This is a genomic window from Georgenia sp. EYE_87, assembly GCF_023148685.1.
Lineage (GTDB): Bacteria > Actinomycetota > Actinomycetes > Actinomycetales > Actinomycetaceae > Georgenia.
Window position 1 is genome coordinate 149,676 of sequence record NZ_JAHXNL010000004.1, and the last position, 25,718, is coordinate 175,393.

The 25,718-nt window shown below is 73.3% G+C and carries 24 protein-coding genes and 2 tRNA genes; 13 read left to right on the plus strand and 13 right to left on the minus strand.

Features of this window, described 5'->3' with window-relative positions:
* Positions 1 to 130: 130 nt before the first annotated feature.
* On the plus strand, positions 131 to 580 hold the full coding sequence (locus KZX45_RS08625) for a ribose-5-phosphate isomerase (protein WP_248257318.1): 450 nt from the start codon (positions 131 to 133) through the stop codon (positions 578 to 580).
* Here KZX45_RS08625 and KZX45_RS08630 read toward each other — a convergent pair.
* Positions 577 to 1,914, minus strand: coding sequence for a GNAT family N-acetyltransferase (locus tag KZX45_RS08630; RefSeq protein WP_248257319.1), 1,338 nt, complete (start codon positions 1,912 to 1,914; stop codon positions 577 to 579). The two genes, KZX45_RS08625 and KZX45_RS08630, sit on opposite strands and share 4 nt — an antisense overlap.
* Positions 1,915 to 1,967: 53 nt before the next feature.
* Positions 1,968 to 2,666: a hypothetical protein gene (locus KZX45_RS08635; RefSeq protein ID WP_248257320.1), complete on the minus strand. Its 699-nt coding sequence runs from the start codon at positions 2,664 to 2,666 to the stop codon at positions 1,968 to 1,970.
* 21 nt (positions 2,667 to 2,687) lie between these two features.
* Between KZX45_RS08635 and KZX45_RS08640 the strand changes: the two genes are divergently transcribed.
* On the plus strand, positions 2,688 to 3,044 hold the full coding sequence (locus KZX45_RS08640; protein ID WP_248257321.1) for an MGMT family protein: 357 nt from the start codon (positions 2,688 to 2,690) through the stop codon (positions 3,042 to 3,044).
* Positions 3,037 to 3,993, plus strand: coding sequence for a DNA-formamidopyrimidine glycosylase family protein (locus KZX45_RS08645; RefSeq protein WP_248257322.1), 957 nt, complete (start codon positions 3,037 to 3,039; stop codon positions 3,991 to 3,993). Before KZX45_RS08640 ends, KZX45_RS08645 begins: the two co-directional genes overlap by 8 nt.
* A gap of 76 nt (positions 3,994 to 4,069) precedes the next feature.
* On the opposite strand, the gene epsC is transcribed toward KZX45_RS08645, so the two are convergent.
* From epsC to KZX45_RS08670, 5 genes are all read right to left on the minus strand, one after another.
* Positions 4,070 to 4,654: a serine O-acetyltransferase EpsC gene (epsC, locus tag KZX45_RS08650; RefSeq protein WP_248257323.1), complete on the minus strand. Its 585-nt coding sequence runs from the start codon at positions 4,652 to 4,654 to the stop codon at positions 4,070 to 4,072.
* A gap of 2 nt (positions 4,655 to 4,656) precedes the next feature.
* Positions 4,657 to 5,592, minus strand: coding sequence for a cysteine synthase A (gene cysK, locus KZX45_RS08655; protein WP_248257324.1), 936 nt, complete (start codon positions 5,590 to 5,592; stop codon positions 4,657 to 4,659).
* A gap of 287 nt (positions 5,593 to 5,879) precedes the next feature.
* Complete coding sequence (locus KZX45_RS08660) at positions 5,880 to 6,950, minus strand: DUF1648 domain-containing protein (RefSeq protein WP_248257325.1); 1,071 nt, start codon at positions 6,948 to 6,950, stop codon at positions 5,880 to 5,882.
* Positions 6,947 to 7,306, minus strand: coding sequence for a GntR family transcriptional regulator (locus tag KZX45_RS08665; protein ID WP_248257326.1), 360 nt, complete (start codon positions 7,304 to 7,306; stop codon positions 6,947 to 6,949). Before KZX45_RS08665 ends, KZX45_RS08660 begins: the two co-directional genes overlap by 4 nt.
* A 39-nt stretch (positions 7,307 to 7,345) precedes the next feature.
* Positions 7,346 to 7,993 carry a YigZ family protein gene (locus tag KZX45_RS08670; protein WP_248257327.1) on the minus strand — a complete coding sequence of 216 codons (648 nt, stop codon included), beginning with the start codon at positions 7,991 to 7,993 and terminating at the stop codon, positions 7,346 to 7,348.
* Positions 7,994 to 8,174: 181 nt separating this feature from the next.
* On the opposite strand from KZX45_RS08670, the gene rpmF reads away from it, so the two are divergent.
* Positions 8,175 to 8,342, plus strand: a complete 168-nt coding sequence (gene rpmF, locus KZX45_RS08675) for a 50S ribosomal protein L32 (RefSeq protein WP_043496948.1) — start codon at positions 8,175 to 8,177, stop codon at positions 8,340 to 8,342.
* A gap of 258 nt (positions 8,343 to 8,600) precedes the next feature.
* On the opposite strand, the gene KZX45_RS08680 is transcribed toward rpmF, so the two are convergent.
* Positions 8,601 to 8,674 (minus strand) — tRNA-Gly (locus KZX45_RS08680).
* 157 nt (positions 8,675 to 8,831) lie between these two features.
* Between KZX45_RS08680 and KZX45_RS08685 the strand changes: the two genes are divergently transcribed.
* Positions 8,832 to 8,905 (plus strand) — tRNA-Pro (locus tag KZX45_RS08685).
* A gap of 253 nt (positions 8,906 to 9,158) precedes the next feature.
* Here the strand turns inward: KZX45_RS08685 and KZX45_RS08690 are convergent.
* Positions 9,159 to 9,446, minus strand: a complete 288-nt coding sequence (locus KZX45_RS08690; protein WP_248257328.1) for a hypothetical protein — start codon at positions 9,444 to 9,446, stop codon at positions 9,159 to 9,161.
* 478 nt (positions 9,447 to 9,924) lie between these two features.
* On the opposite strand from KZX45_RS08690, the gene KZX45_RS08695 reads away from it, so the two are divergent.
* The 8 genes from KZX45_RS08695 to KZX45_RS08730 all read left to right on the plus strand — a co-directional run bounded on the left by KZX45_RS08695 (position 9,925) and on the right by KZX45_RS08730 (position 18,595).
* Positions 9,925 to 11,202 carry a sodium:proton antiporter gene (locus KZX45_RS08695; RefSeq protein ID WP_248257329.1) on the plus strand — a complete coding sequence of 426 codons (1,278 nt, stop codon included), beginning with the start codon at positions 9,925 to 9,927 and terminating at the stop codon, positions 11,200 to 11,202.
* A 275-nt stretch (positions 11,203 to 11,477) separates the two neighbouring features.
* Positions 11,478 to 11,807 (plus strand): WhiB family transcriptional regulator, encoded by a 330-nt coding sequence (locus KZX45_RS08700; RefSeq protein WP_248257330.1) that lies wholly within the window; start codon positions 11,478 to 11,480, stop codon positions 11,805 to 11,807.
* 182 nt (positions 11,808 to 11,989) lie between these two features.
* Complete coding sequence (gene tig / locus KZX45_RS08705; RefSeq protein ID WP_248257331.1) at positions 11,990 to 13,654, plus strand: trigger factor; 1,665 nt, start codon at positions 11,990 to 11,992, stop codon at positions 13,652 to 13,654.
* A 230-nt stretch (positions 13,655 to 13,884) separates the two neighbouring features.
* Positions 13,885 to 14,511 carry an ATP-dependent Clp protease proteolytic subunit gene (locus tag KZX45_RS08710; protein WP_248257416.1) on the plus strand — a complete coding sequence of 209 codons (627 nt, stop codon included), beginning with the start codon at positions 13,885 to 13,887 and terminating at the stop codon, positions 14,509 to 14,511.
* 71 nt (positions 14,512 to 14,582) lie between these two features.
* Entirely contained in the window at positions 14,583 to 15,230 is a 648-nt protein-coding gene (locus KZX45_RS08715) for an ATP-dependent Clp protease proteolytic subunit (RefSeq protein ID WP_248257417.1), read from the plus strand.
* A gap of 183 nt (positions 15,231 to 15,413) precedes the next feature.
* Complete coding sequence (clpX, locus tag KZX45_RS08720; RefSeq protein WP_248257332.1) at positions 15,414 to 16,691, plus strand: ATP-dependent Clp protease ATP-binding subunit ClpX; 1,278 nt, start codon at positions 15,414 to 15,416, stop codon at positions 16,689 to 16,691.
* Between the two features lie 213 nt (positions 16,692 to 16,904).
* Positions 16,905 to 18,113 carry a Vms1/Ankzf1 family peptidyl-tRNA hydrolase gene (locus KZX45_RS08725; protein ID WP_248257333.1) on the plus strand — a complete coding sequence of 403 codons (1,209 nt, stop codon included), beginning with the start codon at positions 16,905 to 16,907 and terminating at the stop codon, positions 18,111 to 18,113.
* A 134-nt stretch (positions 18,114 to 18,247) separates the two neighbouring features.
* Positions 18,248 to 18,595: a chorismate mutase gene (locus tag KZX45_RS08730; RefSeq protein ID WP_248257334.1), complete on the plus strand. Its 348-nt coding sequence runs from the start codon at positions 18,248 to 18,250 to the stop codon at positions 18,593 to 18,595.
* A 92-nt stretch (positions 18,596 to 18,687) separates the two neighbouring features.
* On the opposite strand, the gene KZX45_RS08735 is transcribed toward KZX45_RS08730, so the two are convergent.
* Genes KZX45_RS08735 through KZX45_RS08750 form a run of 4 tightly spaced genes read right to left on the minus strand, consistent with a single transcriptional unit; the run spans position 18,688 to position 25,692 of the window.
* Entirely contained in the window at positions 18,688 to 20,508 is a 1,821-nt protein-coding gene (locus KZX45_RS08735; protein WP_374112576.1) for a long-chain fatty acid--CoA ligase, read from the minus strand.
* A gap of 16 nt (positions 20,509 to 20,524) precedes the next feature.
* Positions 20,525 to 23,215, minus strand: a complete 2,691-nt coding sequence (valS, locus tag KZX45_RS08740) for a valine--tRNA ligase (RefSeq protein WP_248257335.1) — start codon at positions 23,213 to 23,215, stop codon at positions 20,525 to 20,527.
* A 60-nt stretch (positions 23,216 to 23,275) separates the two neighbouring features.
* Positions 23,276 to 24,577: an alpha/beta fold hydrolase gene (locus tag KZX45_RS08745; RefSeq protein ID WP_248257336.1), complete on the minus strand. Its 1,302-nt coding sequence runs from the start codon at positions 24,575 to 24,577 to the stop codon at positions 23,276 to 23,278.
* Positions 24,574 to 25,692: a carbohydrate kinase family protein gene (locus KZX45_RS08750; protein ID WP_248257337.1), complete on the minus strand. Its 1,119-nt coding sequence runs from the start codon at positions 25,690 to 25,692 to the stop codon at positions 24,574 to 24,576. The genes KZX45_RS08745 and KZX45_RS08750 overlap by 4 nt, the downstream gene beginning before the upstream one ends.
* Positions 25,693 to 25,718 lie beyond the last annotated feature (26 nt).

The following is a 25,718-nucleotide window of genomic DNA, read 5'->3' on the forward strand; positions in this document are numbered from 1 at the left end:
CCTCCGACCCTACGACAGGGGGCCGACACGCACGGGCCGGAGCGGACCGCCGTCGGCCGCAGGAGCGCCCGCGAGACTGCCGAGTGGTCCCGGCGGCACGGGCGCCGTCGGTATTGGCACAATGACCGCCATGCGCATCCACATCGCCGCGGACCACGCGGGATTCGAGCTCAAGTCCGTCCTCGTCGAGCACCTCACGGCCGCGGGCCACGACGTCGTCGACCACGGTGCCCCCGAGTACGACGCCACGGACGACTACCCACCGGTGTGCTTCGACGCCGGCCGGGCGGTCGTCGCGGAGCCCGGCTCCCTCGGCATCGTCCTGGGCGGGTCCGGCAACGGCGAGCAGATCGCCGCGAACAAGGTGCCCGGCGTGCGGGCGGCCCTGGCCTGGAACACCGAGACGGCCACGCTCGCCCGTGCGCACAACGACGCCAACGTCATCGCGATCGGCGCCCGTCAGCACTCGGTGGACGAGTCGATCTCGCTGGTGGAGGCGTTCCTGGCCGAGCCGTTCTCCGGGGACGCCCGCCACCAGCGCCGCATCGACCTCATCAGCGCCTTCGAGAGCGGGCGCTAGAACCCCCAGCTCATGGCCGGGGCAGTGGGCCAGCCGAACGCCGTGGACGCCGCGGCGAGCGAGCCAGGGGCGAGCTCCGTGACGAGCCCCGCCCCGGCCAGCGCCGCGAGCGACGTGCCACCCAGGTACGCCGACGCCAGCGTGGCGACGTCCAGCGACAGGTGCGCCGGCGCCACGGTCCGCCCCGCGGTCGCCGCCGCGGGCGAGCCGACCAGGTGCCACCGGCCAGAGGTGGCGCCGAGGAGGTCGTCGCGGACCTCGAGGACGACGTCGACGTCGGCGGCGTAGCGGCGCGCGGCCAGGGCGGCGCCGACGTCCAGCAGCCGTAGCCAGACGCCGTCGTGCAGGCGCACCTGAGCCCCGCGCAGGTCGGTGAGCAGGTGCAGCAGCGCGTCGTCGACGGCGAGCCGGCCGGTGTGCACGCTCGCCATCAGGTCCAGGTCCGTGAGCGTCCCCCACAGGGCCCGCGCGGCCGCGGCGTCCAGCGCCACGGACTCGCGCACCTTCACCGTCCCCTCCGGCTGGCCCGCGTCGGACCACGACTCCTTGCGCCGGAACAGCGCGTACGCGCGCGGCTCGCCGGCGGCGGTGCGCACGATCGCGATCCGGAGGCTCTCGGCGTCCTTCCGGGCGCTGGGCCAGTCCACGAGGTGCCCCGCGCGCAGCGCCGCGGAGCCGCGGCGGATCCAGCCCGGGCGGACGACGGCGGCGTGGACGCCCTCTAGAACCTCGCCGTGGCGCTGCGGGTCGAGCCGGTCGAGCTCGACGAGAAGGTCCTGCGCCCCGGGCACGTCGCGCAGCGCCGCCCCGCGCCCGACCTTGGCGGTGGCGTGCTGGGTGGCGACGCCGTAGCCGTACCGGCCGTAGATGCCGGTCTCGGCGGCGTAGAGCGCGGAGACCACCTCGCCGCGCCGGGCCGAGCGCACCAGATGGGCGGTCATCATCGCGCGCGCCAGGCCGCGGCGCCGGTGCCCGGGGTGGACGCCGACCCAGGTCAGTCCGGCGGTGGGCAGGCGCGCGCCGCCCGGGACGGGCAGCTCGAAGGCGAAGGAGGAGTGCACGGCGGCGAGCCGGCGCCGGGCCGGGTCGCGCTCGTCCCACACCCCGACGCTGCGGCCCGGCTCGAGCTCCCACACGGCCGCGGCCTCGTCCTCCGGCGAGAGCTCGTAGGCGAAGGCCCACCGGTCGACGTCGATGATCTCGGCACGGTCCGCGGCGTCGTCGAGCTCGGCGAGGCGGTAGCCGGCGGGCAGCGGCGGGATCTCCGGCAGGGTCGGGACGGGGGCCGGCGGTGCGGCGGCGGGGGTGACCGTCGTGGTCACGGGCTCGGTCATGGAACCAGCGTGGCAGGGCCGCACGCCGTCGGCGAGGAGTTTTCCCGCGCGGCTCAGCGCGGGACGGTGGCCGTCCGCGCCGCGAGGGTGACGGCGAGGGGGACCAGGACGACGACGGTCGCGGGCACCACGCCCAGCAGCGCCACCGCGGCGGCGACGAGGGCTCCCTGGGCCAGCCAGCGGCGCACCCCGCCCGGGGCGTCGATGCCGCGCTCGGCCACCGCGCGGGCCCGCGCGTGCTCGCCGGCGTCACCGGGCGTGAGCAGCAGGGCCCGCCACGAGCGGGCGCGCACGAGCGCGGCGACCGCTCCCGCGGCGAGCCACGTCGCACCGGCGACGAGGGCGCCGGTCCACCCGCCGGCCAGCAGCGCGACGGCGAGGGCGGCGAGCGGCGTCATGCCCGCGGACGTCAGGGCCGCGGTGACCACGGCGCGGCCCTCCGAGGTCCGCCGTCGGGCTGCTCCCGCAACCGCGAGGGCCAGGACGGTGACGACGACCCAGCCCAGCGCCGTGAGGCCGACGGCGGCGAGGGTGTGGCCGGCCCCGCCGGCCACGGTGGCCAGCGCCCCGGTGACCGCGAGCAGGCCGGCGGCGACCGCCGCCATGCGGACCGCGCCCGAGCGCGCCCGGGTGCGGGAGGACTCGACCAGGGCCTTGACGTCGAGATGCTCGTGAGGGACGGAGTCGTCGCAGTGCTCGCACCGGTAGGAGTGGGCGGTGGGCTCAGGGACGTCGGTGGTGTGCGCGGTCATCGTGCTTGCGATGATACGGGGGTGAACCAGGACCGGACGGAGCTCGCGGAGCTCGTGCTCGACGTCGCCGACCAGGTGCCAGCAGGGGCGGTGACCACGTACGGCCTCGTCGCGGAGGCGGTCCGGGCCCTCACCGGGCACGGCCACCCCCGCCATGTGGGATCGGTCATGGCCGCGTTCGGCGGCGAGGTGCCCTGGTGGCGGGTGGTGCGCGCCGACGGCACGCTTCCGCGCCAGCTCCGCGAGCGGGCCCTCGAGCACTACCGCGCCGAGGGCACGCCGCTGACCCCCTTCGTCCCGGTGCGCGTCGACCTCGAGCGCGCGCTGTGGGACGCCCCCTCGCGCTGGCAGGCCCCCGTGGCGGGTCCCCGTGCCTGAGGGGCACACCGTCCACCGCCTCGCGCACGCCTTCCGTGAGCTCTTCGGCGGGCAGCGGCTCTCCGTGAGCTCACCCCAGGGCCGGTTCGCCGCGGGCGCCGCCCTGCTGGACGGCCGGGTCCTGACCGCGACGGAGGCGCACGGCAAGCAGCTGTTCCTCGCGTTCTCGCCCGGTGGCGGCTACGGCATCGACGGCGACGGCGACGGCCCTGCCGGCGACGGCGTCCGCTGGCTGCGCGTCCACCTCGGCCTCTACGGATCCTGGACCTTCGCGGGCGACGAGAGCTTCACCGCCCCGCACGCGATCGGCGCGCCCCGCCGTCGGGTCTCGGAGGAGGAGACCGCGCTCGCGGAGCAGCCGGGCAACGGCGTGGCGGTCGGCGACTGGTCCCCGCCCGCGCCGCGCGGCGCGGTCCGGGTGCGGCTGCGCGGCGAGCACGGCGTGGCGGACCTCACCGGCCCCACCGCGTGCGAGGTGGTCAGCGCCGGCGAGAAGGAGGCCGTGCACGCCCGCCTGGGCCCGGACCCGCTGCGGCCCGACGGCGATCCCGCGGCCTTCGTCGCGGGCGTGCGGGCGCGCCGACGGGCGGTGGGGGAGCTGCTGATGGACCAGAGCGTCATCGCCGGGGTGGGGAACATCTACCGGGCGGAGGCGCTGTACCGCGCCCGGCTGCACCCGCTGCGTCTCGGTCGGGACACGCCCGTCACTCGGCTGCGTGCCATGTGGTCCGACCTCGTCGGCCTCATGGGGGACGGGGTCGCCACCGGCCGCATCGTCACCACGAGGCCCGAGCACCGCCGCGACGAGGACGACCGGTGGTACGTCTACCACCGCACCGGCACCCCGTGCCTGGTGTGCGGGACGCGGGTGGCGGAGTCGGAGATGCAGGGCCGGCGGCTGTTCTGGTGCCCGCGCTGCCAGCGGGCGCCGCGGCCGGCCCGGGGCTAGCGCCGGCCCCGCGCCGGCCGAGCGGGAGGTCCCTCGGCCCGCACGACCGACCGGGCGGCACCGCCCGCACCTGCGCTCAGATGTAGACCGCCGGGTCGGCCCAGGGGTCGGCGACCACCGCCGGCGCCGGGCGCGGCCGTGCCGGCACGCCGACGGCCACCGCGCCGGGCGGCACGTCCTTGACGACCACGGCGTTCGCGCCGACCTTCGCGTCCGAGCCGATGTGCACCGGCCCGAGCACCTTCGCCCCGGCGCCGATCGTGACGCGGTCCCCGACGGTCGGGTGCCGCTTGCCCCGGCTCATGGACGTCCCGCCGAGCGTGGTTCCGTGGAACATCACGACGTCCTCGCCGACCTCGGCCGTCTCGCCGATCACCACGCCCATGCCGTGGTCGATGAAGAGCCGCCGGCCGAGGACCGCGGCCGGGTGGATCTCGATGCCCGTGGCGGCCCGCGCGGCCTGGGAGATCAGCCGCGCGGGCAGCCGGAGCATCGGGTTCGCGTGCCACACGCGGTGCGCCAGCCGGTGCGCCCACAGCGCGTGCACGCCGGGGTAGGCCAGCGCGACCTCAACCAGGGTGCGCGCCGCCGGGTCGCGGCGGCGCGCAGCCTGGAGGTCCTCCAGCAGCAGCTGGCGGAACGGCACGCGGGAGTCGTGCACGGTCAGTCGACCAGGCCCTCGAAGAGGATCGTCGAGAGGTAGCGCTCCCCGAAGGACGGGATGATCACGACGATGGTCTTGCCGTCGAACTCGGGCCGCTGCGCGACCTGCACGGCCGCGGCGAGGGCGGCGCCGGAGGACAGGCCGACGAGCAGGCCCTCCTCGGTGGCGGCGCGGCGCGCCCACCGCACGGAGGTCTCGGCGTCGATGTCGATGACCTCGTCGTAGACCTCGGTGTCGAGGATCTCGGGGACGAAGTTCGCGCCGATGCCCTGGATCTTGTGGGGGCCGGGCTGGCCGCCGTTGAGGATCGGGGACTCCGCGGGCTCGACGGCGAACATCTTCACCTCCGGCCGGCGCTCCTTCAGCACCTGCCCGACGCCGGTGATGGTGCCGCCCGTGCCGATGCCGGCGACGACCGCGTCGACCTGACCGTCGGTGTCGTTCCAGATCTCCTCCGCCGTCGTCCTGCGGTGGATCTCGGGGTTGGCCTCGTTGGCGAACTGACGTGCCAGCACGGCCCCCGGACGCTCGGCGGCGATCTCCTCGGCCTTCTCGACGGCGCCCCGCATGCCGTCCGCGGGCTCGGTCAGGACCAGCTCGGCGCCGAAGGCGCGCAGCAGCGCGCGGCGCTCCTTGCTCATCGAGGACGGCATGGTGAGCACGACCTTGTAACCGCGCGCCGCGCCGACCATCGCGAGGGCGATGCCGGTGTTGCCCGAGGTGGCCTCGACGATCGTGCCGCCCGCGGCCAGCTGCCCCGAGCGCTCGGCGGCGTCGACGATGGAGACGCCGATGCGGTCCTTGACGGAGCTCGCGGGGTTGTAGAACTCGAGCTTGGCGAGCACGGTGGCGCCCGCGCCGTCGGTGATCTTGTTCAGGCGCACGAGCGGGGTGCGCCCGATGAGCTCGGTGACGTCCTGGTAGATGGTGGCCATGGGTGTCTTCTCTCCTTGGGTGATGGGAGACGTGCAGGGGTCGGTGGCCCGGCGCGGGTGCCGGCGGGGTGGTGAGCGCCTGGCATGCGGTCGTGGCCGCACGCTTTCAGCCGGGCGCTCTAGCGACAGGGAGGGCAGCACGGACAGCACGGGTGGACGGGGAGCGTCGAGCTCACGGCGTCGTCCTCTCTGTGCGGTCGCGGCGATCTTGAAGCCTCAATCACACTATCGCGTGGGCAGCGTCACACGCACCCGGGCGAGGGGTCCGTCTCAGCGGGCGGTCGCCGTCACGCCGTTCGGCCCCGAGGCTGCTCGCCCCCGTCCGTCCGCCCCCGGTCCGCGGACCGCTCGCCCGCCGTCGCACGGGCGCGCTCGGCGAAGGTGTTGAGCAGCGCGGCACCGGTCGCGGCGTCGTCGACCGTGACCACGAACCGCCGGCCGCCGGAGCGCTCGACGGCGATCGACTCACCGCCGCGGACCACGACGCCGACCGTGCCGTTCACGGCCGTGCGCAGGCCCCAGCCCCCGAACTCCCGCGAGGGGGAGACCCGACGGGTCGAGGCCTCGACGACCTCGTGCGCGGGCACGTGCTGACGCGGCCAGCCCAGCGCGCCGCGCGCGGTCAGTCCGCTCGCGTCCACGCGCACCTGCCACACCAGCATGGTGAGCAGGAGCAGGAGCGTGCCGAGCATGACCAGGGCCACGAGCCAGCTCGCCGCGACGACCGCGACCCAGGCGGAGAGCCCGAGGTACAGGGCCAGTGCGAGGCCGCCCCACCGCACGAGCACCGCATTCGGCCCGGCCGTGCGGATCCACACCGCCCGCTCCGTCCCCGCGAGCGGGGTGCGTGCGGCCGACGCAGGGACCGGGGCGGTGGCGGGCAGGTCCGGGTCGGGTCCGGCCAGCGCCCCCGCGGCGACGCCGACGAGCACGGCGGCCACCACGGTGAGCGTGAGGCCGAGGTCGGGTGCCTCGGCGGCGGTCGCGTCGGCGAGGTCGACCTGCGTGGCAACCATGGTGACCAGCAGACCGCCGAAGAAGACGGCCGTCCCCGACGCCAGCCCCAGCACCGTGCGCCGGGTGAGCGCCGTGCGGCCGACCCTCAGCGAGAGGACCGCGAGCACGACCAGGCTGATCCCGCCCGACACGCCGGTCACCGTGACCAGGTCGCCCGCCGAGCCGACGCGGTCCACGACCCCGCCGACGCCCCAGTGCAGGGCCACCCGTTCGGGCAGACGCGGCAGCCAGGAGGCCACCAGCGCCCAGGCGGCGGCGGTGACGGCCAGCGGGACCGCCACGCCCAGCAGCCAGGCGCGCGTGCGGTGGGGGAGCGGCGGGCGGGGGGCGTCGGCGGTCATCGGTTCTCCTCGGGTCGGTCGATCATGGCGGCGACGGCGCTGAGCGGCAGTCCGAGGCGTCCCGCCTCGCGGCGGACCTCGTCGATGGCCCGGCCCAGCCGGTCGTACTGCTCGGTGGCGCGGGCCGTGATCACCGCGCCGCGGCCCCGACGCAGCTCCACGAGGCCCTCGTCGCGCAGCACCTGATAGGCGTGCAGCACGGTGTGCTGGTTGATCTCCAGGGACTCGGCGAGGTCACGGGCGGCGGGAAGGCGCTCGCCGCTGCGCAGCGCGCCGTCCACGACCGCCACCCGGACCTGTGCCGCCAGCTGCTCGAAGAGCGGGCGGGCGGAGGCGGGGTCGACGCGAAGCAGCATGACGCCACCATAGTTGTTCTATGGCAACTAGAGCAATATCTAGGGGTCTGCATCCTCCGGCCGTTCCACCACGGTCTCGCCGGCCGCCACGGCGGCCACGGCCCCGCGGGTCAGGGCGGCCACGGTGCCGGCGAGCTCCGCACCGTCGGCGGCGGCCAGGGTGAACCGCACGCCGTCGGCGTCGTAACGCACGCCGACCACCTCGACCCCCCGTACGTGCAGCTCCGCCTCCAGGTGGCCGGCGTCCGCATGGCCGACGTCCACGGCCCACAGCCCCACGGTCTCCGCCCGGACGCGCGGCGTGACCGCCAGGGCGCCCTGCACCGCCTCGGAGTACGCGCGCACGAGGCCGCCGGTGCCGAGCTTGGTGCCGCCGAAGTAGCGGACGACGACGGCGACGACGTTCGTCAGGCCGGCCCCGCGCAGCACCTCGAGCATGGGCATGCCCGCGGTCCCGGCCGGTTCGCCGTCGTCGGAGGAGCGTTCGACCCGGCTCGCGCCGGGCACGTCGACGACGAAGGCCGAGCAGTGGTGCCGGGCGTCCGGGTAGAGGGAGCGGGCCTCGGAGACCAGTGCCCGGGCCTCGTCCTCGCTGTCCGCGCGGCGGACGAGGGCGATGAAACGCGAGCGGCGCACCTCCGTCTCGGTACGCACGTCCGTGCCCCTCGCGGGTCTGAGTGCGCTCACCGCGGCAGTATGCCGCCCGGACGCGACCGATCTCACATCGTCGGCCGTGCCCAGGCCGCGGCAGGTGGGGGCGGGGGAACTCACGCGTGGGTTAGACTGCTCCGGTTGGCCTGACGCCCCTGCCACGTGGGAGGGTATACGTCGGCAATATCCCTCTACCTACGGAAGGAGCGGCAAGGGCATGGCAGTTCCCAAGCGCAAGATGTCCCGCAGCAACACCCGCTCTCGCCGGTCCCAGTGGAAGGCTGAGCTCACCGAGCTCGTCGCCGTCCGCGTCCAGGGCCGCGAGGTCAAGGTGCCGCGGCGGCTGGCCAAGGCTTACCAGAAGGGCATGCTGGTCGAGGACTGATCCTCGCCGCTGACCCTGACGGCCCCCTCACCGATCGGTGAGGGGGCCGTCGTCGTCAAGGGGCGCGTCGCGACAGTGACGGGGGGGCCGGCGGGCGGCGGTGCGGGCGCACGCTCGCGGAGTGCCCGGGGTGGCGGTGCGGGCGCACGCTCACGGAGTGCCCGGGGTGGCGGTGCGGGCGCATGCCCACGGAGTGCCCGGGGGGCGGTGCGAGGCGGGGTGTCGATGCCGCCGTCGGGAACCCCGCGAAGATCGTGCTGGAGCGGGTGACCAGAATCGAACTGGCACCATCTGCTTGGAAGGCAGAGGCTCTACCATTGAGCTACACCCGCGCGGGCCGGAGCCGCACGAGGATTCTAACCAGATCGTTCCGCTGGTGCGTGACACGTTCCGCCGGTGCCTGACACCGGCACGGCAGGCGGCCACGCCGTGTGACGGCATCGCTGTCGCGGCCCGTAGAATGCGGAACCGGCGCCGCCCGCGGCGCGACGGGATGTGGCGCAGGTTGGTAGCGCGTCCGCTTTGGGAGCGGAAGGTCGTGGGTTCGAATCCCGCCATCCCGACTGGTCGCCCGGTCTGACCTACGGTTCTGCAGGTGAGGGGCCGGCCTCGGGGGCCGAGCTGGCCTCGCAAACCCGATCCGCGACCGGTTACGCGTCGGCCCGGTGCCGTCGCTCACGTCACGGTCGAAGCGCGAGCCCCCTCGTCTACGCGATGCCAGAGCCGCACCTGGTCCCGCGGCCGCGTGGACAAGGCGGTCGGCTCGATCCGGAGCAACCGCCCGCAGCTCATCAAGCCCGGCGAGCCCTGAGGCGCTCAGAGGCCGCGGTGCTCGACAAGCTCGTAGGTGTCGACCTGGGGCTGCGGCAGGCCGGCACGCGCCATGGCCTCCTGCACCCGCTGGTCGCCGAGCGCAGCGGCGAGCCCGCCCGGTGACTCCCAGACGTCGACGACCAACACGCCGTCGGGTGTCTTGGCGAGCGAGTGCCACAGGGCGCCGCCCCGCGGGCCAACCTCGTTCATCACAGGTGTGAGGTGCTCGAGGATCTTCTCGGCGAGCTGGTCTGGGTCTCCAGCCATCCGGGCAACCACCAGCACGGCCATCGGCATCACCTTCGTCCACGCGCCGTTGCGAGTCCGATCAGGTTACCGCCCGACCTCGCGGGCGTACATGGACGCCGTCGCGGCGGGCGCTCGATGCGACAGGCTGCGGGCCAGGCCCGAACCAGCTCAGCCAGATTGGCCCATCCCTTGCACTTCTCGGCGTGCGGGAGCAAGGCGTGCCTTCCGGTGATCCACCACCTGGGGCGAAACCGGACTTCGTGATCGCTCGCTGCGCGACGCGACCACGACACCGATCGCGAATGCCGCAACGGACACGTTGAAGACCGGCGAAGCGATCTGCTGCGGGGTCGCCGATCACCTGAGAGCCGTGTCGCGCATGTCTTGAACCACGACACCGCCATCCCGACTGGCCACCTGCGCCGTCCGGGCGGAGCTCTCGGGCCGGCGGACGCCCGCGGTGCCGTGAGCCCGTCGCTGTGCGACGCTTCCCCCGTTCCACGTCGAAGGGGCGGTACCGATGGACCCCACCGGACTCACGTACGCGGCCGCGGGCCTGGCAGCGCTGCTCGCCGCGGTGCTGCCGCGCCTGATCAGCCGCGCTCCTGTGTCGATGCCGATGATCTTCCTCGGCGCCGGGGTGGTCGCGTTTGCCACGATCGAGTGGTTGCCGAACCCCGACCCCCTGGCGCACGGCGGCGTCGTCGAGCACGTCACCGAGGCCTGCGTCATCATCTCGCTGATGGGCGCCGGGCTGGCGCTGGACCGGCCCGTCGGCCTTCGCCGCTGGGGTTCCACCTGGCGCCTGCTCGGCATCGCGATGCCCCTCACGATGCTCGCCGCGGGGTTGCTCGGCGGCTGGGCCCTGGGGCTGCCCGTCGCGAGCGCCGTCCTCCTCGCTGCCGTGCTGGCCCCCACGGACCCCGTGCTGGCGAGCGAGGTGCAGGTGGCCGAGCCCTCGGACGCGGAGGACGAGGACGAGGACGAGGTGCGGTTCGCGCTGACGTCCGAGGCAGGGCTGAACGACGGCCTGGCGTTCCCGTTCACCTACGCGGCGATCGCCATCGCCGCCGCCGGCGTCGCGCCCTCCGGCTGGCTGGGCCGGTGGGTCGCCCTGGACGTGCTGTGGCGCCTGGGGGTCGGCGTCGGCGTCGGCCTGCTGCTGGGCTGGCTGCTCGGCAAGCTGTTCTTCTCCGTCCGGTGGGACCGGCTGCGGCTGGCCGAGCACGGCGAGGGCTTCGTGGCGCTCGCCTGCACCTTCGCCGCCTACGGCCTGGCAGAGCTGGCCGAGGGATACGGGTTCGTGGCGGTCTTCGTGTGCGCCTGCACGATCCGGGCCGCCGAGCGGGACCACGGTTATCACAAGGTGCTGCACCAGTACGTCGAGCAGCTCGAACGCCTGGTCACGATCGTCATCCTGATCCTCCTCGGCGGAGCCGTGGCGCGCGGGCTCTTCGCGGACGTCACCTGGGCGCACGTGCTCGTGGCCGCCGCGTTCCTGCTGCTGGTGCGCCCGCTGGCGGGCTGGGCCGCCATGGCCGGGAGCGGGACAGACCCGCGAGAGCGTGCGGTCATCTCCTTCTTCGGCGTGCGCGGCGTGGGTTCGCTCTACTACCTCGCCTACGGGCTGGGGCAGGCGTCCTTCTCCGAGCCGCGCTCGCTGTGGGCGATCACCGGTCTGGTGGTGGTGGGGTCCGTCGTCGTGCACGGCATGACCGCAGGTCCGGCGATGGCACTCCTGGACGACCGACGGCGCGCGTCCGTCCAGCGGACCGGCGTCGGTCAGCGAGCGCCGTAGCCGTCAGGGCAGCCGCCCGCGGCGCGACAGGCTCCCACGCCGGGCACCGGGAGCGCGAGGACCGGCCGGATCGTTAGCACGGCGAACCGGAATACGTCGCGTTTTCGTCCCGTGAAGGGCTCTGGATCGTTTCAGCGGTCGTTCGGAAGGCCCCGACTTACCTCCACAGTTGTGCATTTACCGTTCAACTGTTCCGTGAATGACGCCACATCACTAAGGTTTCCGATATCGGGTAGGCGCCCCCCTCGCCAACCCATGTTCGCAGGAGACCCCCTATGACTGTTGACCGTAGCTGGACCGCATTTGCCGCATGCGCCCAGCAGGCCCCTGACGCCCTTTTCGTGCGCGGTGCCGCGCAGCGATCCGCCCGGGAGGTGTGCTTCAGCTGCCCTGTCCGTGAGGCCTGCCTCGCCGAGGCTCTGACCACCGAGACCGAGTTCGGCGTCTGGGGCGGCATGACGGAGCGGGAGAGGCGGGCGCTGCTGCGCCGTCATCCCGAGGTGACCGACTGGGCCGCGTGGCTGGCCGAGCGCGGTGACGAGATCGAGAATCCCTCGATGCGGGCCGCACGTCGGCGCGCCCGCCGCCCGCTGGTCAGCGCCTGACGCCGGCGGCCGAAGCCGGCCGCGATCGCGCCCGGCGGTGAACCCCTCGTCGCGACGGTGTGCTCGGCCGTTGCGCCGTGCCCTAAGATTGGTCGGTCTGTGCGCCTCGGGCGCATGCAAGAACTTCGCACCGCCTGCTGGGCGGGGCCAGACCGAACCGTCACGATGAGTGGAGCACCGCAGTGAAGAGCGCCGTCGAGAACCTTGAGCCCACCCGGGTCAAGCTGACCGTGGAGGTGTCGTACGACGAGCTCAAGCCGAGCCTCGACCACGCCTACTCCCACATCGCCGAGCAGGTCAACGTGCCCGGCTTCCGCAAGGGCAAGGTGCCCCCGCGCGTCCTCGAGCAGCGCGTCGGCCGCGCCGCCGTGATCGAGCACGCCGTCAACGACGCCGTCCCCGGCTTCTACAACCAGGCGGTCGCCGAGACCGAGGTCCGCCCGATGGGGCAGCCGAGCATCAACGTCACCGAGATTCCGGCCGTCACCGGCACGCCCGGCGGGCAGCTCGTCTTCGAGGCCGAGGTCGACGTCCGTCCCGAGATCACTCTGCCCGAGCTCGACGGGGTCGAGATCACCGTCGAGCCGGCCGCCGTGAGCGACGACGACGTGGCCGCCAAGCTCGACGAGCTGCGGGAGCGCTTCGGCACGCTCGTCGGCGTGGACCGCCCCGCCGAGGACGGTGACTTCGTGGTCATCGACCTCTCGGCGAAGGTCGGCGAGGAGGAGGTCGACTCCGTCTCCGGCGTCTCCTACCAGATCGGCGCGGGCAACATGCTCGACGGCCTGGACGAGGCCCTGACCGGCCTGACGGCCGGCGAGACCACCACCTTCACCGCGCCTCTCGCCGGCGGCGAGCACGCCGGCGAGGACGCCGAGGTCACCGTGACCCCGACCGCGGTCAAGGAGCGGGACCTGCCCGAGGCGGACGACGACTTCGCCCAGCTCGCCTCCGAGTTCGACACCATCGACGAGCTGCGCGAGGACCTCCGTGGCCAGGCGGCCAAGGACCGGGCGGCCGACCAGGCCGTCCAGGCCCGCGACCGTCTCCTCGAGCGACTGCGCGGCGACGTGGAAATCCCCGTCCCGGGCGGCGTCGTCGAGGCCGAGATCGGCCGCCACCTCGAGGCCGAGGGCAAGGAGGCGGGCGACCCGCACGGCGAGGAGGTCCGCGAGGAGATCACCGACCTCCTGCGGGACCAGATGCTCCTCGACACCCTCGTGGACCGGCTGAAGGTCGGCGTCACGCAGAACGAGCTCCTCGAGTTCCTCGTCTCCAGCGCCCAGCAGTACGGCATGGAGCCGAACCAGTTCATCCAGGCCGCCTCCCAGACGGGCCAGATCCAGGCCTTCATGGGCGAGATCGCCCGCAACAAGGCGCTCGCCGTCGCGCTGCGCCAGGTCACCGTCAAGGACAGCGACGGCAACGAGGTCGACCTGAGCGAGTACATCGGCTCGGACGAGCTCGACGCCGCCGGACCGGACGGCGCGGCCGCCGCCCCGGCCGAGGAGGCGTCGGCGGAGGCCGAGAGTGCGGAGTCGGCGGAGAGCGCTGAGTCGGCCGAGAGTGCGGAGTCGGCGGAGAGCGCCGAGTCCGCCGAGTCCCCGGCGGAGGCCGCCGAGGCGGAGGAGGAGCCCGCCGAGGCGAAGAAGGCCACCGCCAGGAAGACCGGCGCGGCGAAGAAGTCCACCGCTGCGAAGGCCGACACGGCGTCGAAGGACGAGGCGGCGGCGAAGCCCGCGGCCAAGAAGGCGACCGCACGCAAGCCCGCGGGCAAGACCGCCGAGAAGGCCCCCGCGAAGTCCACCGCCGCGAAGAAGCCGGCCGCCAAGAAGGCCGACGAGTAACGCTCCCGGAACCCGCGACGGGCCCGGCACCCCGCGGTGCCGGGCCCGACGCATGCCGCGGACGACCCGGGCCGCGGCCGTGCGAGGGACCGTGCGCCGTGAGCGAAAAGCGTCCCCTGGGGAAAGGATCTGTCGGCGGGCGGCGTTAGTGTCGTCCGAACGGACCATCACAGGCCGAGACGGCCGTGGCCGCGGGGCCCGGCAGAAGGAGCATGCACGTGAGCGAGACGATGCCGCAGGCAAGGACCGAGAGCACCGGTATGGGCCTGAACGACAACATCTACAACCGGCTCCTCAAGGAGCGCATCATCTGGCTCGGCTCGGAGGTGCGTGACGACAACGCCAACGCCATCTGTGCGCAGATGATGCTGCTCGCCGCGGAGGACCCGGACAAGGACATCTTCCTTTACATCAACTCCCCGGGCGGCTCCATCACCGCAGGCATGGCGATCTACGACACGATGCAGTTCGTCCAGCCGGACGTCGCCACCGTCGCCATGGGCATGGCTGCCTCGATGGGCCAGTTCCTCCTCTCCTCCGGCGCGAAGGGCAAGCGGTTCGCGACGCCTCACGCCCGCGTCATGATGCACCAGCCCTCCGGCGGCATCGGCGGCACCGCCACCGACATCCGCATCAACGCGGAGCTGATCCTGCACATGAAGCGCGTGCTCGCCGAGCTGACCGCCGAGCAGACCGGCAAGAGCGTGGACCAGATCAACGCCGACGCCGACCGCGACCGCTGGTTCACCGCCCCCGAGGCCCTGGAGTACGGCTTCATCGACGGGGTCGTCGAGCACTCGCACTCGGTCCCCGGCGGCGGGGGCACCGACAGCAACAGCGGCTCCGAGCCCAAGTGACGCCGCAGCCCGCCGACCCGATGACCCCAGGAGCACCCGTGAGCACCAACTTCTTCGCCCAGGCCGGACGCATGCCGGCCTCCACCGCGCCGGCCATGCCGACGGCGCGGTACGTCCTCCCGCAGTTCGAGGAGCGCACCGCCTACGGCTACAAGCGCCAGGACCCGTACACCAAGCTGTTCGAGGACCGCATCATCTTCCTCGGCGTGCAGGTGGACGATGCCTCCGCCGACGACGTCATGGCCCAGCTGCTCGTCCTGGAGAGCCAGGACCCCGACGGTCTGATCACCATGTACATCAACTCGCCCGGCGGCTCCTTCACCGCCATGACGGCGATCTACGACACGATGCAGTACATCAAGCCGCAGATCCAGACCGTCTGCCTCGGCCAGGCCGCCTCCGCGGCCGCGGTCCTGCTGGCCGCCGGCTCGCCCGGCAAGCGTCTCGCGCTGCCCAACGCCCGCGTCATGATCCACCAGCCCGCGCTCGAGGGCGGCGGCTACGCGCAGGCGTCGGACATCGAGATCCACGCCAACGAGGTGCTGCGGATGCGCGAGTGGCTGGAGGAGACCATCGCCCACCACTCCGGCACCCCGCTGGAGCAGGTCCGCAAGGACATCGAGCGCGACAAGATGCTCACGGCCGAGCAGGCCCGTGAGTACGGCCTCGTGGACCAGGTCCTCGAGTCCCGCAAGACCCCCGTCCTGACGAAGGCCTGAGGCCTGCCTGCGCCGGGTGCGTCCGTCCCTCGTGGCGGCGCGCCCGGCGTCGGTGCACCCGGGGTACCGTGAAGCGCCCGCGCGGCGAGCAGGACAGGACCGCGCCCGGTGGTGTGGAATGGGGGTGCCGGACCGGATCGCCCGGGCGGCACGTGACAAGAGACGAGACGGTGGTGGAGCGCGGTGGTTCGCACGGGTGAGGGAGCGGACCTGCTCAAGTGCTCGTTCTGCGGAAAGAGCCAGAAGCAGGTCAAGAAGCTCATCGCAGGTCCGGGTGTGTACATCTGCGACGAGTGCATCGACCTGTGCAACGAGATCATCGACGAGGAGCTGGCGGAGGCGAGCGAGCTCGGGCTGGTAGACCTGCCCAAGCCGCGCGAGATCTACGACTTCCTCGAGGAGTACATCATCGGCCAGGACAGCGCGAAGCGGTCGCTGGCGGTGGCGGTCTACAACCACTACAAGCGCGTGCAGGCCCGCGAGTCCGCCGGGCAGGACGACGCCGGCGTGGAGATCGCCAAGTCGAACATCCTCCTCGTCGGGCCCACCGGGACCGGCAAGACCTACCTGGCTCAGACCCTCGCGAAGATGCTGAACGTGCCGTTCGCCATCGCCGACGCCACGGCGCTGACCGAGGCAGGGTACGTCGGCGAGGACGTGGAGAACATCCTCCTCAAGCTCATCCAGGCCGCCGACTTCGACGTCAAGAAGGCCGAGAAGGGCATCATCTACATCGACGAGATCGACAAGATCGCCCGCAAGAGCGAGAACCCGTCGATCACCCGCGACGTCTCCGGCGAGGGCGTCCAGCAGGCGCTGCTGAAGATCATCGAGGGCACCCAGGCCTCCGTGCCGCCCCAGGGCGGCCGCAAGCACCCGCACCAGGAGTTCCTGCAGATCGACACCACGAACGTGCTCTTCATCGTGGCCGGCGCCTTCGCCGGCCTCGAGGAGATCATCTCCGCCCGCGCGGGACGGCGCGGCATCGGGTTCGGTGCACCGCTGCGCTCGGCCGACCAGGAGGTCGACCTCTTCTCGGAGGTCCGCCCCGAGGACCTGCACAAGTTCGGCCTCATCCCGGAGTTCGTCGGCCGCCTGCCGATCGTCGCCACGGTCAGCACGCTCGACCAGGACGCCCTCGTGCGCATCCTCACCGAGCCCAGGAACGCCCTGGTCAAGCAGTACCAGCGGATGTTCGAGATCGACGGCGTCGAGCTGGAGTTCACCGACGACGCCCTGGAGTCCATCGCGGACCAGGCGCTCCTGCGGGGCACGGGCGCCCGCGGGCTGCGCGCCATCATGGAGGAGGTGCTCCGCGAGGTGATGTTCGAGGTGCCGTCGCGCGACGACGTCGCCCGCGTCGTCGTCACCCGTGAGGTCGTCCTGGAGAACGTGAACCCGACGCTCGTGCCCCGCGAGAAGGCCAGCAAGCGGCGCCCGCCGCGCGAGAAGACCGCCTGACCGACGACGGCGGCGACAGCGGTCGTCGACCGTGGAGGCCGGCACCTGAGGGTGCCGGGCGACCGTGCAGGGCCGGCACCTGAGGGTGCCGGCCCTCCGCCGTTCCCCCTGGGTGCGGGGCCCGTCAGGCTGCTTCGGGGCACCTATGGCGTCCCGGCCTCCGGTGCGTCAGAGTGGACGGGACCAACCGACTCCGACACAGCGAGGTGCCCGATGCGACTTGACCGGATCACCGCCAACCTTCCCCACGACGTCCCACTCGTCACGGTCGTGATGGACGCGACGCGCGAGAGCGAGACGGGAAACCAGGCGGTGCTCACACGGTGGAAGGACCTGCGGCGCGGCCTGGAGGGGCAGGGCGCCGACGGTGCCACCCTGGAGGCGCTCGGCGAGCGCATCCGGACGATCAGCAACGCGGCCGGCAAGTACGGGCGGGTCCTCGTCGGTGCCCGCGGAGAGGTGGTCCTCGACTGCACCCTCGCCTCCCCGCCGGGCGCGGACGAGGCCATGGTCGACCGGGGCGTCAACGCCCTCGCGCTCGCGCGCGTGGCCGACGAGCACGTCCGCTACCTCCTCGTGACCGTGGACCGCTCCGGCGCGGACGTCACGCTCTTCGAGTCGGCCACCGCGTCCGAGGTCGCTGCCGACCTCGTGAGCGTGGAGGGAGGCCACGACGAGCTGACCAAGGCCAACACGGGCGGCTGGTCGCACCGTCGCTTCGAGAAGCGCGCCGAGGACTCCTGGGAGCGCAACGCCGAGGTCGTCGCGGCCGAGCTGGACCGCATCGTCTCCGAGCGACGTCCGGAGCTGCTGCTGCTCACTGGTGACGTCCGCGCCCGGGCGATGGTGGCCGACTCCCTCGGGCAGCAGGCCAGGGAGATCCTCACCGTCCTCGACGGCGGATCGCGGGCCGAGGGCGTCAAGCCCGAGGCGTTCAACGCGCACGTGGCCGACATGCTGACCCAGTTCCGGCTGCGTCGCCGCGAGGCGGTCGTGAACCGGTTCCGGGAGGTGCACGGCCAGGACGGTGCGGCCGTCGCCGGGCGCGACGGCGTTCTCGACGTGCTGCGACGGGGGCAGGTCGCCGAGCTCCTCGTCACCGAGGAGGTGGCGGGGCCGCCGTCGTCGCTGGCGAACAAGAAGTTCTGGTGCGGGGACGACCCGCTCCAGCTCGGCAACCACACGGACGTGATGGAGATGGGCGCTCGCGCCCCGCACGAGGTCCGCGCGGACCTCGCGCTCGGCCGTGCCGCGCTCGCGCAGGGCGCCGGCATCACGGTGGTGGACCCGGCGAGCGTCCAGCTCCCCGACGGCGTGGGAGCGCTCCTTCGCTGGAGCGACGCCGCCACCCCGAACGACCACCTGTTCTCCCAGAGTGCCGACCCGCACCGCGAGGGGCGGAGCCGGGTGGGCAAGCGGTAGGCGATCGGCGAGGCCCGCTGAGGGGCGGCCGGGCGCGCCGGCCGCAGCCTCCGGCAGGCGGGCGCCGGGGTCCGGCAGCCTCCGGCAGGTGGGCGCCGGGGTCCGGCGCCCGCCGTCTTCCGTAGGATCGCGCCATGACGACGACCCCGGGCATCCACCGCAGCAACGAGCCTGACGAGGTGCCGGCGGCGCTGCGCTCGGCGCGGGCGACGATCGACAACATCGACGCCGCGCTCGTGCACCTGCTCGCCGAGCGATTCCGCTGCACCAAGCAGGTAGGGGTCATGAAGGCGGAGCTGAAGCTGCCGCCGTCGGACCCGGACAGGGAGGACCGTCAGGTGGCCCGGCTGCGCGCGCTCGCCGAGGAGGCCGGCCTGGACCCGGTTTTCGCGGAGAAGTTCCTCAAGTTCATCGTGGACGAGGTCATCCGCCACCACGAGGACATCGCCGAGGCCCGGGCCAACGGCGGCACCAAGCCCTGAGCACCGCCCGGCCGGCGAGACGTCACGAGATCGCGAGCGTCCCATCGGACTCGTGACGCCTCACCGATCGCGTGACCTCTCACCGGGAGTGGTCAGGAGTAGATCTTCTCCACCTCGCCGGCGAAGTCGGCGAGCACCTTGGCGCGCTTGACCTTCTGCGACGGCGTCAGGTAGTCGTTCTCGATCGTGAAGTCCGTGGTGAGCACCCGGATCTTGCGGATCGACTCCGCCCGGGAGACCGCCTCGTTCGCACGCGTGACGGCCCGGTCGAGCGCGGCGAGCACCTGCGGGTTCTCCGCGGCCTCGGCGACGCTCATGGCCGGCAGGCCGTGGTTGGCGAGCCACTGCGGGAGCATGTCGGCGTCAAGGGTGACCAGCGCACCGATGAACGGCTTGGCGTCGCCGACCACGACCACCTGCGAGACGAGCGGATGGCCCCGCAGACGGTCCTCCAGCACCGCCGGGGCGACGTTCTTCCCGCCGGCGGTGACGATGAGCTCCTTCTGCCGGCCGGTGATGCGCAGGTAGCCGTCGTCGTCGAGGGTGCCGATGTCGCCGGTGACGAACCAGCCGTCGTCGAAGGCGGCCTGCGTGGCCTCCGGGTTGTTGCGGTACCCGCGGAAGACGTTCGGGCCCTTCACCTGCACCTGCCCGTCCGCCCCGATGCGCACGGAGCTGCCGGGGTAGGGCGGGCCGACCGTGCCGATCTTGACCAGCCCGGGGCGGTTGACCGTGGTGGGGGCCCCGACCTCGGTGAGCCCGTAGCCCTCGAGGACGACGACGCCGATGCCGCGGAAGAAGTGCCCGAGCCGCTCGCCCAGGGGTGCGCCGCCGGAGATCGCGTAGTCGAGGTTCCCGCCCATCGCGGCGAGGATCTTGCCGTAGACGAGCCGCGACGCCAGGGCGTGCTGCGCCTTCAGCGCCGCCGAGGGTCCGTCCGGCCGGTCCTGCGCGCGGGAGTGCTCGATGGCCACCTTCGCGGCCCAGCGGAAGATCCGCTTCCGCGCCCCGGCGCCGGCCTTGGCGTCGGCGGAGTTGTAGACCTTCTCGAAGACCCGCGGGACGGCGAGGAGGAACGTCGGCCGGAACGCGCCGAGGTCCGCGACGAGGTTCTTCGCGTCCGGCACGTGCGCCATGACGGCGCCGGAGTAGATGCAGAGCACCTGGACGAAGCGGGCGAACACGTGGGCCATCGGCATGAACAGCAGCGTGCGCCTGTCGCCGCCGCGCACCACGCCCGAGAAGTTCGGGTCGTCGGTCCCGTTGACCACCAGGGAGACGAAGTTGCCGTGGGTGAGCTCCACGCCCTTGGGGCGCCCCGTGGTGCCGGAGGTGTAGATGATCGTCGCCAGCGTCTCCATGACGACGGCGTCCGTGCGCTCGTCGACCACCTGCTCGGGCACGTCGGTGCCCGCCGCGGAGACCTGGGAGATGGCGAACTCGTCGATGACGTAGACCTTCTCCAGCCCGGGCACCTTGCCGACCAGCGGCTCGACGAGCGCGGCGAGGGCACGGTTCTCGGCGAAGACCAGGCGCACGCCCGCGTCGGTGACGATCCACTCGACCTGCTCGGCTGAGGAGGTCTCGTAGACGGGCACCGGCACGGCGCCGACCGACCAGGCCGCGAGGTCCAGCACGGACCACTCGTAGCTCGTGCGGCTCATGATGGCGAGCCGGTCGCCCGGCTCGACGCCGAGCGCCACCAGGCCCCGGGCGAACGCGCGCACCTCGTCGAAGAAGACCTTGGTGGTCACCGGCACGAAGCTCGACCCCAGCGCCGACTGCCGCTCGAAGATGGTGCCCTCCGGGTCCCGGGCGGCCCGCTCGCGCAGGATCTTCGGGATCGACATTCCCGGGGTCAGCGTGCCCCGGCCCGGGGTGGTGGCCTCCGGCAGCGTGGTGGTCTGAGTCATGGTGTCCTTCCGTGCGTCAGCGACGCGGTTCGGGCTCGTCGAGCTCGTGCTCGACGACGGCGGCCGCCTCGCCGGCGGGCGCGCCGAGAATCTCGAGGTCGCCGCGCACGCGGCCGGCCGCGCGCAGGTCGCCGAGCGCCTGCTGGACCAGGGCGACGGAGTCGGCGGGGAGCTGCAGCCGGGCCCGGGCGAAGCTGGTCTTCTGGGACACCTTGGCCTCGGACTTGACCTTGCGCAGCGCGGCGAGCGCCTCGCCGGTGGCGGCGACGACGGCGGGGTCCCCGCCGGCCGCCGCGGCGCGCAGCGGCTCCGCCGTCGGCCAGGGCGCGGTGTGCGCCGAGCCGGTGCGGTACCAGCTCCAGACCTCCTCGGTGGCGAACGGGAGCACCGGCGCGAACAGGCGCAGGAACGTGTCCACGGCGATGGCCAGCGCGGCCCGCGCCGAGGCGACCTCACTTGCGCCCAGGGCCCCGTCACGGTTGTACGCGCGGTCCTTGACCAGCTCGAGGTAGTCGTCGCAGAACGTCCAGAAGAACGTCTCGGTGGTCTCCAGGGCGCGGGTGTGGTCGTACGCCTCGAAGGCGGCGGTGGCGGTCTCGACGACGTCGGCCAGCCCGGCGAGCATGGCGCGGTCGACGGGGGCGGTGACGGCGGCGGGGTCGAGGACGAGGTCCTCCTCCCCGCCCATCGTCAGGGCGAACTTCGACGCGTTGAGGATCTTGATCGCCAGGCGGCGGCCGATCTTCATCTGGCCGACCTCGAAGGCCGCGTCCGTGCCGAGGCGGGCGGAGGCCGCCCAGTAGCGCACGGCGTCGGAGCCGTGCTCCTCGAGCAGGCCCATCGGGGTGACCACGTTGCCCTTGGACTTTGACATCTTCTTGCGGTCCGGGTCGAGGATCCAGCCCGAGATGGCGGCGTGGCGCCACGGCAGCTCGCCGAACTCCAGGTGGGCGCGGACCACGGTGGAGAACAGCCACGTGCGGATGATGTCCTGGCCCTGCGGGCGCAGGTCCATGGGGTAGACGCGGGCGAAGAGGTCCTCGTCGCGCAGCCAGCCGCCCGCGATCTGCGGGGACAGCGACGACGTCGCCCACGTGTCCATGATGTCGACCTCGCCGACGAACCCGCCGGCCGCGCCGCGCTGGTCCTCGGTGAAGCCCGCGGGGACGTCGATGCTCGGGTCGACGGGGAGCTGGGCCTCGTCGGGGGTGAGGACGCGCTGGTAGTCGGGCTCGCCGTCGTCCCCGACGGCGTACCAGACCGGGATCGGGACGCCGAAGAAGCGCTGGCGCGAGATGAGCCAGTCGCTGTTGAGGCCGTTGACCCAGTTCTCGTAGCGCACGCGCATGAAGTCGGGGTGGAAGTCGAGCTCCTTGCCGCGCCCGATGAGGTTCTCGCGCAGCTCCTTGCCGTTGGCCTCGGTGTGCGGGCGGCCGCCGTTGCGGATGTACCACTGCCGGGAGGTGACGATCTCGAGCGGCTTGTCGCCCTTCTCGAAGAAGTTCGTCTTGCGCTGGGTGGCGACCGGCTCGCCGATCAGGTCGCCGGAGGCCCTGAGCGCGTCGACGACGGCGGTGCGCGCCGAGAAGGTCGTCTTCCCGGCCATCTCGGCGTAGGCGGCCCGGCCGCCGTCGTCCGTGATCCAGTCCGGGGTCTCGGCGAGGATGCGGCCGTTGCGGCCCAGCACCGGGCGGGTGGGCAGGTCGAGCTCGCGCCACCACTGCACGTCGGTGAGGTCGCCGAAGGTGCAGCACATCGCGATGCCCGCGCCCTTGTCCATCTCCGCGGCCGGGTGGGCGAGGACGGGCAGCTCGACCCCGAAGATCGGCGAGGTGACCGTGGTGCCGAACAGGTCCTGGTAGCGCTCGTCGTCGGGGTGGGCGATGAGGGCCACGCAGGCCGGGAGCAGCTCGGGGCGGGTGGTCTCGATGGCGACGGTGTCCGTGCCGTCCGCCCGGGGGGCCGGGAGGTGGAAGGTGACCTTGTGGTAGTGGCCCGGGTAGTCGCGGGCCTCGAGCTCGGCCTGGGCGACGGCGGTCTGGAACGTCACGTCCCACAGGCCGGGGGCCTGGGCCTGGTAGGCCTCGCCGCGGGCGAGGTTGCGCAGGAACGCCGCCTGCGCGACGGCCCGGGCGTCCTTGCCGATGGTCTGGTAGTGGTGGGTCCAGTCCACGCTCAGGCCCAGGTGACGCCAGAGGGCCTCGAACTGCTGCTCGTCCTCGGCGGTGAGCCGCTCGCACAGCTCGACGAAGTTCTTGCGGCTGACCGGGACCTGGTCCGCGGCCTTGACCGACTTCCCCTCGCCGCCGACGTGGGGCGGCGTGAAGTCGGGCTCGTACGGCAGGGACGGGTCGCAGCGCACACCGAAGTAGTTCTGGACGCGGCGCTCGGTGGGCAGGCCGTTGTCGTCCCAGCCCATCGGGTAGAACACGGCCTTGCCGCGCATGCGCTGGTAGCGGGCGACGACGTCGGTGTGGGTGTAGCTGAAGACGTGTCCCACGTGGAGCGAGCCGGAGACGGTGGGCGGCGGGGTGTCGATGGAGTAGACCTGCTCGCGCGTCGCGGTGCGGTCGAAGGCGTAGGTGCCCTCCTGCGTCCACGCGGCGTTCCAGCGGTCCTCGATCCCGTCGACGATGACCTTCTCCGGTACCGACGGGGCCGGGAAGGTCTCGACGTCGACGGAGGGGGCCAGGGATGCATCGCTCATGGTGACCGATTCTCCCACGACGGCGGACGTGACCGTCGTCACGCTCCGGGGGTGCCAGGCTCAGCGCCGGGCGAGGGCGACGAGCTTGTCGAGGATGCGGGAACCGTCGGTCCGGATGCCGTCGTGGGCGTAGTCGTTCGTGACCCACGGGCGCACGTCGTGGAGCGCCTCCGCGGTGGCCGTCGAGAGGTCGAAGGGGACGAACATGTCGTCCACGTAGACGGCCGCGGCCACCGGCGGGCCGTGCGCGGCGAGCGTCTCCGCGTCGTACAGGGGCGGGAAGTCCTCCTTGGCGGCGAGCAGGTCCGCGGCGTCGGCGAGCGGCGACAGGGCCGGGTCCTCGCGAAGCTGCCAGGGGTAGACGTGCTCGCCGGTGAGGAAGTACGGCGTCGAGGTGTCCGTGGGGTCGGCGTCCTCCGCGAAGCCGTCGAGCTGCTCACGCAGGCGGTGCGCCGCCCACCGGGTGGCGGCACCCTGGGCGTAGATCGCCTCGTGGAGGACGGCGTAGAGCGGGTTGGTGGCGTGGCTGAGAACGGCACCGACGTCGGCGAGGAAGGCCCGGCTGACCCGGCGGGTCCCGGCCACCTGGACGAACGGGGCCTCGAGGACGTGGTGGAGCGCGTCGAACCCGAGGTCGGCGCCGAGCCGGATGCCGATCTGCCGCAGCCGGCGCGGGCTGAGCCGCTCGCCCGTGGGCAGGTGCTCCTCGGTGTCGGCGAGGTGCCGGGCGAGCAGGCGCAGGTTCTTCTCGTCGTCGGCGTAGCGGGCGAAGTACCGGCGGTTGAGGCGGGCCGTGGCCGCGTAGGTGCGCCGGTAGACGTCCTCGGCGCTCGCCGACAGGCTGGGCAGGCCACCGGTCACGAGGGCCTCGCGGACCGAGCCGGGCGCCACGGAGAGGTAGCGGATGATGACGAAGCCCCCGAAGGACTGCCCGAGCAGGGACCAGGGGGCGTCGCCGACCAGCGCCTCGCGCAGCAGCTCTGCGTCGTCGACGATGGCGTCGGCGCGGAAGTGGGCGAGGTAGGCGGCCTGCGCGGCGGCGTCGCCACGGGCGGTGACGGTCAGCGCGTCGGCCGGGGTGGACAGCCCGGTGCCGCGCTGGTCCATGAGGACCACGCGGTAGTCCCGGAGGGCGCGGTCGAGCCACCCGGTCAGCCGGGCCGGGCGGTCGGCGCGCCCGCCGGGGCCGCCCTGCAGGTAGAGCAGGCGGGGCCGGTCCTCCCCGCCGTCGCGGACGATCTCGCGAGCGAACAGCCCGATGCGCTCGCCGGCCGGCGCGGCGTGGTCGAGCGGGACGCTGATCCGGTGCTCGAGGACGCTGTGGCCGTCGCGGCGGTGCCGGGTGGTCTCCAGCCCGCTCACCGCCCCGCCCTCACCGTCGGCGCGGGCGCCGCGGTGTCGGGCATGGCGTCGGAGAAGCGGGCGATGGTGGCCTCGGCGCGGCGGACCCGGGCGAGCGCGTGGCCGGGCAGCGCGTCCTGCAGGAACTCGTAGCTGTCGGCGGTGGCGCGGGCGGCGCGGTCCCCGGTGCGGGCGGCCGCGACGGTGGCGTCCCACCAGTCGGCGATGTCGCCCCAGCCGGGGGCGGCCAGGGAGCCGCCGAAGTGCTGCACCGCCAGGGCGGAGCACAGCACGGCGAAGCGCAGCCGGTGCTCCAGGGCCCAGCCCTGGAGGGTGCCGCCGATCAGCGCGGCGGCGAACACGTCCCCGGCGCCGGTGGCGTCCAGGGCCTTGACGTGCAGCGGCGGCACCGCGACCTCCGCCCCGGTGGCCGCGTCGACGGCGAGCGCACCCTCCGCGCCGACCGTCACCACCGCCAGCGGGACGTGCTCGGCGAGGGCGCGCACCGCGTCGCGCGGGGTGCTGGTGCGGGTGTAGGCCATCGCCTCGACCGCGTTGGGCGTGAACGCGTGACAGCCGTCCAGCATGGAGAGACGGGCCGGGTCCCAGCTCTGCGAGGGGTCCCACCCGCCGTCGGCGAAGACGAGCGAGCCGGACGCGGCGACCGCCCGCCACCACGGTTCGTCGTCGTCCCCGGGGTCGGTGAGGTCGGCGACGACGGCGCGCGCCGGGGGAGCGGCGGCCACGAAAGCGCCCGCGGGCTCGGGGTCGTGGTGACCGTGGCTGACCATGGCGCGGTCGCCGTCGAGCGCGAGGGAGACGGTCACGGAGGTGTGCCAGTGCCGGTAGCGGCGCGAGGCGGACAGGTCCACACCCTCCTGCTGGGACAGGACGGTCCAGAGCCAGTCGGCGTACGCGTCGTCGCCGAAGCCGGACGCCATCCCGGTGCGCAGGCCCAGGCGCGACGCCGCGACCGCGAGGTTGGCGATCCCGCCGGGGGCGGTGCCCATGCCCTCCGCCCAGACCTCCGTGCCGGGCACGGGCGCCCCCGGCAGGCCGGTGAAGATGAGGTCGAAGAAGACGGGGCCCGAGACCAGGAGGTCGAGCGGGTCGGCGGGGGCGGCGGTGGGGCTCATGGTGCCCACGATCCTGCCACCCCGAT